Below are 9,228 nucleotides of genomic sequence, written 5' to 3' on the forward strand. Positions count from 1 at the left end.
TCTGTGTGACTGCATTAAAGCCGTGTGCTCTCCCTATCTGTCGAGCCGGGCCTCCTCGGTGGTGGCGGCGGCCGTCCCGGCCGCCGGGGCGGGCGGGGTCGCCAGGGCCAGGGAGACGGCGGCGAGGGGGAGGGCGAGTGCGCTGCGCATGGAGATCACGGGGGTCCTTTCGCGCGTACGTGTCGCTTCGTCAGAACGGGTTCCTCACAAGGCGACTCATGCTACGGCGCCCCCGCGCGCCCCTCCCCCGCCTCGGGTCACCCGTCCGCCGGCCGCAGCGCCGCCACCGCGGCGAGCATGAGTTCCAGGGCGAACGGATAGCCGCTGTCGCGCATGTCGGCGGCGAGCAGGGGGAAGGTCGCGGCGATGTTCGGGTGGGTGTCGGGCGACAGCCTGCCGTAGACCGCGTGCCAGACCTCCGCCTCCTTCTCCTGGGCTGCGGGCGGCAGGGCGAGCGCGGCGGCGTCCTGGGCCGCGAAGGCGAGGGCCTGGTCGACGAAGGCGTGGTAGATCCGCACGGCGAGGCCGTCCGGGAAGCCGGCGGAGCGCAGGACGCCGAGGATCCGCTCGACGGCCCGGGTCTCGTACGGCCGGCCGGTGGTGCGGTGGGCCGCGAGGGCCGCCGCCTGCGGGTAGGCCTGGTAGCAGCCGTGGATGCGGAGTCCCAGCTCCCGGAGGTCCGTTCGCCAGTCGCCGGTGGCCGTCCAGCCCTCCTGCGCGCGGCCGATGATCTCGTCGGCCACGGCGAGGAGCAGCGCGTCGGTGTTGCGGAAGTAGCGGTACAGGGCCGTGGGGTCGGCGCCGAGCGCGGCGCCCAGCCTCCGTACCGACAGGGCCTCCGCGCCGTGCCGGCCGATCAGGCGCAGCGCGGTCTCGACGATGAGCCGCTCCGAGAGGACGGCGCCCTGCTTGGTGGGGCGGCGGCGCTGCCGCCTTCCTTCGGGGACCACGCGTTCGGACATGGCCGGACCTTACGTCAACACCATTGACGTGTAAACGGTCCGCCCGCTTGCATGGCGCCCACCAACCCACACCCCATGTTCTGGAGCGCCCATGACCACGGCCGATCTGGTCTTCACCCGCGGACCCGTCTTCACGGCGGACCCGGCCCGCACCCGTGCGACCTCGCTCGCCGTCGTCGGCGAGCGGATCGCGGCGGTCGGCCACGACGAGGTGCGGGACCTCGTCGGCCCCGGCACGGAGGTCGTCGACCTGACGGGGAAGCTGCTGCTCCCCGGCTTCCAGGACGCGCACATCCACGCCGTCTCCGGCGGCAAGGAGCTGGCCGAGTGCGATCTCACCGGCACGGTCGGCGTCGCCGACTACCTGGCACGGATCCGGGAGTACGCGGACGCCCACCCGGAGCACGCCTGGATCACCGGCGGCGGCTGGTCGATGGAGAGCTTCGAGGGCGGACTGCCCACCCGGCAGCTGCTCGACTCCGTCGTCCCCGACCGGCCGGTCCTGCTGTCGAACCGGGACCACCACGGCGCCTGGGCCAACTCCCGGGCGCTCGAACTGGCCGGCATCACCGCCGCCACCCCCGATCCGGCCGACGGGCGGATCGAGCGGGAGGCGGACGGCTCCCCCAGCGGCATGCTCCAGGAGGGAGCGATCGGGCTCGTCGCCCGGCTGGTGCCGGCGACCACCGCCGAGGACCGCCTCGCCGGTCTGCTGCGCGCCCAGAAGCTGCTGCACTCGCTCGGCATCACGGCCTGGCAGGACGCGCTGCTCGGCTCCTTCGGCGGCATGACCGACCCGTCGGAGGCGTACCTGACGGCCGCCGGCGACGGTTCGCTGACCGCCCGGGTGACCGGGGCGCTCTGGTGGGACCGGGAGCGGGGCTCCGAGCAGATCCCCGAACTGGTCGCCCGCCGCGAGAAGTTCAGCCTCGGCCGGTTCCGCGCCGGCTCCGTGAAGATCATGCAGGACGGCATCGCGGAGAACTTCACGGCCGCCATGACCGCCCCGTACCTGGACGGCTGCGGCTGCGCCACCGCCAACAGCGGGCTGAGCTTCGTCGATCCCGGGGCGCTGCGCGGGTACGTGACCGAGCTCGACGCCCTCGACTTCCAGGTCCACTTCCACGCCCTGGGCGACCGGGCCGTCCGCGAGGCCCTGGACGCGCTGGAGGCCGCGATCGCCGCGAACGGGCGCCGCGGCAACCGCCACCACCTCGCGCACCTCCAGGTCGTCCACCCCGACGACCTGGCGCGGTTCGCGACGCTCGGCGCCATCGCCAACATCCAGCCGCTGTGGGCCGCGCACGAGCCGCAGATGGACGAGCTGACCATCCCGTTCCTGGGCCCCGAACGCGCCGCCTGGCAGTACCCGTTCGGCGATCTGGTACGGGCCGGGGCCACCCTCGCCGCCGGCAGCGACTGGCCGGTCAGCAGCCCGGACCCGATCGCGGGCATCCACGTCGCCGTCAACCGCCGCGACCCCGAGGCCGCCGACGACCGGGTCTTCTACGCCGAGCAGCGCCTCGACCTCACCACGGCGCTCGCCGCCTACACGGCGGGCACCGCGCACGTGAACGGTCTCGACGACACCGGCAGCCTGCGCCCCGGCCACCTCGCCGACCTGGTCGTCCTGGACCGCGACATCCTCACCGGCCCGCCGGAGGAGATCGCCGAGGCCCGGGTGGAGCGGACGTACGTGGGCGGGCGGTTGGTGCACGCGGTCTGACCGGGCCTCATCCGCGAAGCGACGACGCCCGGACGTCAAGACGCGTCGGTACGAGCGTCCCGGCGGGCTCCCGGCGGCCGTGCTCCAGGACCGCGACGAGGTGCTCGACGCCGGCCTCCGCGACCGCCTCGGGCCGCAGGCTCAAGGTGGTGACCGGCGGGTCGGTGTGGAGGGCCGTGGCGTCCTCGCTGACCAGGACGACCAGCAGGTCGTCCGGGACCTCGTAGCCGTGGCGGCGCGCCGCCTCCAGGACGAGGGGCGGGCTCGCCTCGGCCACGACCAGGAGGGCGTCGGGGCGCTCCGGCCCGTCGGCGGTCAGGGCGGTCTCGACGCCGCGCACCACCGGCCCGTTGCCGGCCTCCTCGACGCGCACCGTCCGTTCCGGCAGGCCGTGGGCGGCGCACCACTCCCGGTGGGCGGTGGACACCTCGGTGTGGAAGCGGGTGGCGCTGTCCGGTACGACGAGGACGGGCCGCCGGGCTCCCTGCTCCCGGAGGTGGTCGAGGGCCTCGCGGACGGCGCCGCCCGCGTCGACGTCCACCCAGTAGGCCCCCGGCATCCCCTCGACGGAGCGGTCCGTGAAGACGGGGATGCCGGCGGCGAGGAGGCCCTCGACGACCGGATCGTCGGCGACGGGGTCGGCGACGACCACCGCGTCGAGGGACAGGTCGGCCCACTCGCTCTGCAGGGAGCCGGCGGGCAGCAGCACCACGGCGTAGCCGCGGCGCAGCGCGGTGGCCGCGGTGGCGCCGGTCAGCCGGGCGAAGTACGGCGACTCGAGAAAGGTCCAGGGAGTGGCGGCGAACTCGCCGACCACGTATCCGATCAACCTGGCCCGTCCCGCGCGCAGATGGCGCGCGGTGGCGTTGGGCCGGTAGCCCATCCTGCGCGCGGTCTCGCGGGCCTTCTCCCGTACCTCGGGGGAGAGCCTGCCGGTGCCGTTGAGCGCCGCCGAGACGGTCGTCTTGGACAGGCCCGCCTCGCGGGCCACGTCGACGAGGCGGACGCGCGGGGTGGGCGGCGAGGGCTGCCCGCCGTGCCGTGGAGCTTCGGTCATGGGGGTGATGCTGCCACCCCCGCGACCTCCGCAAAACCGTTCCCGCAAAGTCGGGTGCGGGTCTTGTGCGGGAACGTTCCCGCACGAATACTCGCTCCATCCCCCGAGCCCGTCACTACACCCGTAAAGGGGTGGGTCCCATGCGCATGCCCAGAGCCCTCGCGCTTCTCGTCTGTACCGCCGCGCTCGCGGCCACCACCGGCGCCTGTTCCGGCGCCACGGTCCCGCCCGCGGCCGGCGGCGGCGCGGACTTCAAGGTCAGCCCCACCTCACCGCCCGCGCAGGGCCCGCTGGACTCCTTCACCTGGTCCCTGTATGCCGAGCCGTACACGCTCGACTACGCCCTCGCCTACGACTACCCGCCGAACACCGTCCTCGCCAACGTGTGCGAGCAGCTGCTCCGGGTCACCCCCGACATGAAGATCGTGCCCGGCCTCGCCGTGAAGTGGTCGCGACCCGACCCGCGCACCCTCGTCTACACCCTGCGCCCCGGCGTGAGGTTCCACGACGGCACCGTCCTGACCGCCGACGACGTGGTCGCCTCCCTGAAGCGCCAGATGGACCCGAAGACCGGCTCCCCCTGGGGTTCCGCCTTCAAGACCGTCGACGCCGTCGAGAAGACCGGCCCCCTGGAGGTGACGATCCGCCTCGGCAAGGCGGATGTCCTCTTCCACGAGCTGATGGCCGCCTCCCCCGGCACGATCGTGAGCGCCGCCTCCCTCGCCGAGGAGGGCAAGGACTACGGCACCCCCAAGGGCAAGCTGAACTGCACCGGTCCGTACGCACTCGACAGCTGGGCCCAGGGCGACAGCATCACCCTCAGGAAGCACACCGCCTACTGGGACAAGACGCTCGCCCCCAAGTCCGAGAAGGTGAGGTTCACCTTCGTCGAGGACCCGGCGGCCCGCTCCAACGCCTTCCTGTCCGGCACCGCCGACGGCGGCTACATGGTCCCGTCCTCCTCCTTCGCCCAGCTGCGCGCGAGCAACAAGGGCACGCTCCTCTTCGGCCCCAACACCGCCACCGCGAACCTCGCGGTCCTCGACTTCCACGGCGCGCTCGGCAACCTCAAGGTCCGCAAGGCCCTGTCGATGGCCCTCGACCGGAAGAACATCGTCAAGGCCGCGGCCGGCGGCGTCGGCGTCCCCGCCAAGGCCCCCGCCGCGCGCGGCGCCTGGGCGCTGGCCCCGGAGAGGACGGCAGAGCTCTTCGACACGCTGCCCGAGCCCGCGTACGACGTCGAGGCGGCGAAGAAGCTCGTCGAGGAGGCCCACGCGAAGGGCCGGACGGTCACCCTCGTCACCAGCACCCTCGCACCCGAGATCAGCGTCGTCGCGAACGCCGTCCAGGCCGCGGGCCGCCAGATCGGCCTGAACGTCGTGCTGAAGCCGGTGTCGCCCGACGCGTACAGCGGCATCTTCGTCGACCCGGACGCGCGCGAGGGCCTCGACCTCGTCATCACCAACGGCTACGACAACACGCCCGACCCGCTGGAGTTCTACCAGTACCTGCGCACCGGCGACTTCGGGAACTACGGCCGCTGGTCGAACGCCGAGTTCGACGTCGCCTTCGACCGGGCGAACTCCGAGCCCGACCCGGTCAGGCGCGCCGAACTCACCGCGCGGCTCCAGAAGATCGCGCTCGACGAGTTGCCCGTCATCCCCGTGTACGAGGCGCCCTACTCGGTCTTCCTCGGCAAGCGGATCACCGGCGCACCGACCGGCATCGCCCAGCTCTACTTCCCGTGGGCCGCGACGATCGGGGCCTCGAAGCGATGACGCGCTACCTCGTCGGACGGCTCCTCGGCCTGGCGGCGGTGCTGTTCGTGACCTCCCTCGTGGTCTTCGGCTCCGTCCATCTGGCCCCCGGCGACCCGGTGTCGTTCCTGCTGCACGGCCGCCCCGCGACCCCCTCGGCCGTGGCGGCCCTGCGCGCGGAGCACCACCTCGACGACCCGCTGGCCACCCAGTACGCGAAGTGGCTCGGCGGAGTGCTGAGCGGGGACTTCGGCCGCTCCGCCCAGTACCACCAGGACGTGGCCTCGCTCATCGGCTCGCGCCTCACCGGCACCGCCCTGCTCGTCGGCTGCGCCGCCGTGCTCGTCGCGGTGCTCGGGGTCTCCGCGGGCATCCTCGCCGCCCTGCGTCCCGGCCTGCCGGACCGGGTGGTGCTCATCGGCACCGGAGTGGCCACCGCCACGCCCTCGTTCGTGACGGCGATCGCCCTCGTCTCGCTCTTCTCCGTCCAGCTCGGCTGGTTCCCGGGACCCGGCGGCGGGACCCCGGCGGGGCTCTCCGAGCGGCTGTACCAGCTGATCCTGCCGGCCGTCGCCCTGGCGCTGTCCTTCGCGGGACTCCTCGCCCGAGTGACCCGCTCGGCAATGCTCGACGAACTGGGGCGCGAGCACGTCGAGGTGGCACGGGCCCGGGGCGTCGCCGGCCGGTCCGTGGTCCGCCGGCACGTGCTGCGCAACGCCCTCGGGCCCGTCGTCACCGTCGGCGGCACGATGCTCGCCGGCCTCCTCATCAGCACCTCGATCGTCGAGACCGCCTTCGACGTCCCCGGACTCGGCTCCCTGCTCGTGCAGTCCGTCACCGCCAAGGACTTCGCGGTCGTGCAGGCGATCACGCTGCTCAGCGTCGCGGCCTTCGTCCTCGTCAACCTCGTCGTCGACCTGCTCGCCCCGCTCATCGACCCCCGTCTCTCCCTCGGGGAAGGCTCCTCATGACCTCCACCACCTCCGCGGTGCCGTACCGCAGACCCGGGCTGCGCGCCCTGCGCCCCTTCGGCCGGGGGCCCCTCTTCGCGGTCTCGGTCGCGATGCTCGCCGCGCTCGTCCTGGTCGCCCTGCTCGCCCCCGTCCTCGCCCCGTACGACCCCGAAGCGCTCGACCTGTCGGCGAGTCTCGTCGGCACCACCGGCGACCATCCGCTCGGCACCGACCAGTCGGGGCGGGACGTCCTGTCCCGACTGCTCCACGGCGCCCGCACCGGGCTGCTCGGGCCGCTGCTCGTCGTCGGCGTCTCCACCCTGCTCGGCACCCTCCTCGGCGTGGTGGCGGCCTGGCGCGGCGGCTGGGTGGACACGCTGCTGTCCCGGTCCATGGACCTCGTCTTCGCGATCCCCGGTCTGCTGCTCGCGATCCTGCTCGTGTCGGTCGTCGGCGAGGGGCTCACCGCGCCCGTGATCGCCATGTCCGTCGCCTACACCCCGTACGTGGGCCGGCTGGTGCGGGGCATCGCGCGGCAGGAGAAGGCCCGGCCGTACATCGAGGCGTATGTGGTGCAGGGCTGGTCCGGCTGGACCGTCTCCGTGCGCCACCTGCTGCCCAACATCGCGCCGACGGTCTTCGCCCAGTCCGCGATGAACTTCGGGTACGCCCTGATGGACCTGGCGGCCCTGTCCTTCCTCGGCTTCGGCGTGCAGCCGCCGGCCGCCGACTGGGGCGCCATGATCAACGAGGGGCAGGCGGCCGTCCTGCAGGGGGCGATGCTGCCGGCCCTCGCGCCCTCCGCGTGCATCGTGCTCGCCGTGGTGGCGTTCGGCGTCGTCGGCGAGGGGCTCGCCGACCGGATCGCGAAGCGGGAACGGTGAACGGCATGCACGAACACGGCGAAACCGCGCCGGTCCTGGAGATCGAGGGCCTCGGTGTCCGCCTGGCCGGCAACCGGGCCGCCCGGCCGATCCTGGACGGGGTGGGCCTGACGGTGCGGCCCGGGGAGACGGTCGGCCTGGTCGGCGAGTCCGGCTCCGGCAAGTCCGTGGCCTGCCGCAGCGTCCTCGGACTGCTGCCCGCCGGCGCCCGCACCGACGGGGAGGTCCGGGTCGCCGGGCGGAACGTCCTCGCGATGAACCGCGCCGAGCTGACCGCGCTGCGCGCCCGGCAGGTCTCCATGGTCTTCCAGGACCCGCGCGCCTCCGTCAACCCGCTGCGGCGGGTGGGCGACTTCCTCACCGAGGGACTGCGCGCGGCCGGGACGCCCGCCGCCGAGGCGACCGCCCGCGCCGAGGAACTCCTCGACGCGGTCGGCATCCGCGACCCGCGCGGCGCCCTGCGACGCCATCCGCACCAGTTCTCCGGCGGCATGCTCCAGCGGGTCGTCATCGCGGCGGCCCTCGCGAGCGAGCCGGCCCTCCTCGTCGCCGACGAACCGACGACGGCCCTCGACGTCACCACGCAGGCCGAGGTCGTCTCGATCCTGGCCCGGCTGCGGGCCGAGCGGGGCACGGGCATGCTGTTCGTCACCCACGACCTCGAACTGGCCGCCGCCGTCTGCGACCGGGTGTACGTCATGTACGCGGGCCGGATCGTGGAGACCCGGTCCACGGACGAGCTGTTCGACGCGCCGCGCCACCCGTACACGGCGGGTCTGCTGGCCTGCACCCCGCGTCTCGAACCGGGCACGCCGGTCCCCCGGCCCATCCCGGGCCGCCCCGTCTCCCTCGCGGAGGCGCCGCCCGGCTGCTCCTTCGCCGCGCGCTGCGCCCACGCGCTGCCGCGCTGCGCCGAGGAGACGCCCGCGCTCGTACGCCACGGGGACGGGCTCGCCGCCTGCCACCGTGCCGAAGAAGGGATCACGCTGTGACCGTCCTGCTCGAAGACGGCCTGGTCGTCGACGGACTGCGCAAGCGGTACGGGGACCACACGGCGGTCGACGGCGTGTCCTTCGTGCTCGCGCCCGGGTCCTGCCTCGCCCTCGTCGGGGAGTCCGGCAGCGGCAAGACGACCACGGTCCGGATGCTCGTGGGGCTGGAGCGCCCGGACGGCGGCACGGTCCGCCTCGGCGGCCGGGACCGCTCCACGCGGGCCCGGGGCCGGGCCGAACGGCTCGCCAGGGCCCGGGAGATCCAGATGGTCTTCCAGGATCCGTACCTCTCGCTCGATCCCCGGGTGACCGTCTCGGGCTGCCTGGACGAGGTCCTGCGCCTCCACACCGGCCTCGGCCGGGACGGGCGCCGGGCCCGGGTCGCCGAGCTCCTCGACCAGGTGGGGCTCGGCGCGCGCGAGGCCTCGGCCCTCCCCCGGGGCCTCTCCGGCGGGCAGCGCCAGCGCGTGGCGATCGCGCGCGCCCTCGCAGTGGAGCCCGGGGTCCTCGTCCTCGACGAGGCGGTCGCCGCGCTCGACGTGTCGATCCAGGCGCAGATCCTCGAACTCCTCGGCGCGATCCGCCGCGAGTCGGGCATCGGCTACCTGTTCGTCACCCACGACCTGGCCGTGGTCCGGCACGTCGCGGACGAGGTCCTGGTGCTGAAGTCCGGCCGGGTCGTGGAGACGGGCCCGACCGCGCGCGTCCTGGACGCGCCGGAACACCCGTACACCCGGCTCCTGCTCGACTCCGTCCCCCGGCGCGGGCGGCGGCCGGCGGGGCGGTGACGCGCGGGCCGGGGCCGGGATCAGCCAGGCGAAGTTGACCAGGAACATGATCACGGAGGCGAGCGCTCCGGCGACCGAGGAGATGAGGATGTCCCGGTTGTAGACGTGG

The 9,228-nt window shown here is 73.9% G+C and carries 8 protein-coding genes and 1 pseudogene; 6 read left to right on the forward strand and 3 right to left on the reverse strand.

Annotated elements, in window-relative coordinates:
- Positions 1-257: 257 nt before the first annotated feature.
- Positions 258-962: a helix-turn-helix domain-containing protein gene (locus ABZ318_RS37605; RefSeq protein WP_356906920.1), complete on the reverse strand. Its 705-nt coding sequence runs from the start codon at positions 960-962 to the stop codon at positions 258-260.
- 91 nt (positions 963-1,053) lie between these two features.
- On the opposite strand from ABZ318_RS37605, the gene ABZ318_RS37610 reads away from it, so the two are divergent.
- Positions 1,054-2,688: an amidohydrolase gene (locus tag ABZ318_RS37610; protein ID WP_356906921.1), complete on the forward strand. Its 1,635-nt coding sequence runs from the start codon at positions 1,054-1,056 to the stop codon at positions 2,686-2,688.
- A 7-nt stretch (positions 2,689-2,695) separates the two neighbouring features.
- On the opposite strand, the gene ABZ318_RS37615 is transcribed toward ABZ318_RS37610, so the two are convergent.
- The gene (locus ABZ318_RS37615) at positions 2,696-3,745 is read right to left on the reverse strand and encodes a LacI family DNA-binding transcriptional regulator (RefSeq protein WP_356906922.1); all 1,050 of its coding nucleotides are present in this window, start codon (positions 3,743-3,745) and stop codon (positions 2,696-2,698) included.
- A gap of 140 nt (positions 3,746-3,885) precedes the next feature.
- Between ABZ318_RS37615 and ABZ318_RS37620 the strand changes: the two genes are divergently transcribed.
- The 5 genes from ABZ318_RS37620 to ABZ318_RS37640 are packed head-to-tail and all read left to right on the forward strand — an operon-like array spanning position 3,886 to position 9,119.
- Positions 3,886-5,523 (forward strand): ABC transporter substrate-binding protein, encoded by a 1,638-nt coding sequence (locus ABZ318_RS37620; RefSeq protein ID WP_356906923.1) that lies wholly within the window; start codon positions 3,886-3,888, stop codon positions 5,521-5,523.
- Positions 5,520-6,473, forward strand: a complete 954-nt coding sequence (locus tag ABZ318_RS37625) for an ABC transporter permease (protein WP_356906924.1) — start codon at positions 5,520-5,522, stop codon at positions 6,471-6,473. Before ABZ318_RS37620 ends, ABZ318_RS37625 begins: the two co-directional genes overlap by 4 nt.
- Positions 6,470-7,339: an ABC transporter permease gene (locus ABZ318_RS37630; protein ID WP_356906925.1), complete on the forward strand. Its 870-nt coding sequence runs from the start codon at positions 6,470-6,472 to the stop codon at positions 7,337-7,339. Before ABZ318_RS37625 ends, ABZ318_RS37630 begins: the two co-directional genes overlap by 4 nt.
- A 5-nt stretch (positions 7,340-7,344) precedes the next feature.
- Positions 7,345-8,331 carry an ABC transporter ATP-binding protein gene (locus tag ABZ318_RS37635; protein WP_356906926.1) on the forward strand — a complete coding sequence of 329 codons (987 nt, stop codon included), beginning with the start codon at positions 7,345-7,347 and terminating at the stop codon, positions 8,329-8,331.
- Positions 8,328-9,119: an ATP-binding cassette domain-containing protein gene (locus ABZ318_RS37640; protein WP_356906927.1), complete on the forward strand. Its 792-nt coding sequence runs from the start codon at positions 8,328-8,330 to the stop codon at positions 9,117-9,119. The genes ABZ318_RS37635 and ABZ318_RS37640 overlap by 4 nt, the downstream gene beginning before the upstream one ends.
- A gap of 15 nt (positions 9,120-9,134) precedes the next feature.
- Here the strand turns inward: ABZ318_RS37640 and ABZ318_RS37645 are convergent.
- Positions 9,135-9,228, reverse strand: a pseudogene (locus ABZ318_RS37645) (protease HtpX); the annotation flags it as partial.

Origin of the sequence: Streptomyces sp. NPDC006197, assembly GCF_040613865.1 — a bacterium.
Classification (GTDB): Bacteria; Actinomycetota; Actinomycetes; order Streptomycetales; family Streptomycetaceae; genus Streptomyces.

Excerpts from the sequence above, each read along its gene's own strand:
- ABZ318_RS37625 (WP_356906924.1), top strand. The coding sequence starts at position 5,520 with ATGACGCGCTACCTCGTCGGACGGCTCCTCGGCCTGGCGGCGGTGCTG.
- ABZ318_RS37630 (WP_356906925.1), top strand. The coding sequence starts at position 6,470 with ATGACCTCCACCACCTCCGCGGTGCCGTACCGCAGACCCGGGCTGCGC.
- ABZ318_RS37605 (WP_356906920.1), bottom strand. The coding sequence starts at position 962 with ATGTCCGAACGCGTGGTCCCCGAAGGAAGGCGGCAGCGCCGCCGCCCC.
- ABZ318_RS37620 (WP_356906923.1), top strand. The coding sequence starts at position 3,886 with ATGCGCATGCCCAGAGCCCTCGCGCTTCTCGTCTGTACCGCCGCGCTC.
- ABZ318_RS37615 (WP_356906922.1), bottom strand. The coding sequence starts at position 3,745 with ATGACCGAAGCTCCACGGCACGGCGGGCAGCCCTCGCCGCCCACCCCG.
- ABZ318_RS37635 (WP_356906926.1), top strand. The coding sequence starts at position 7,345 with ATGCACGAACACGGCGAAACCGCGCCGGTCCTGGAGATCGAGGGCCTC.
- ABZ318_RS37610 (WP_356906921.1), top strand. The coding sequence starts at position 1,054 with ATGACCACGGCCGATCTGGTCTTCACCCGCGGACCCGTCTTCACGGCG.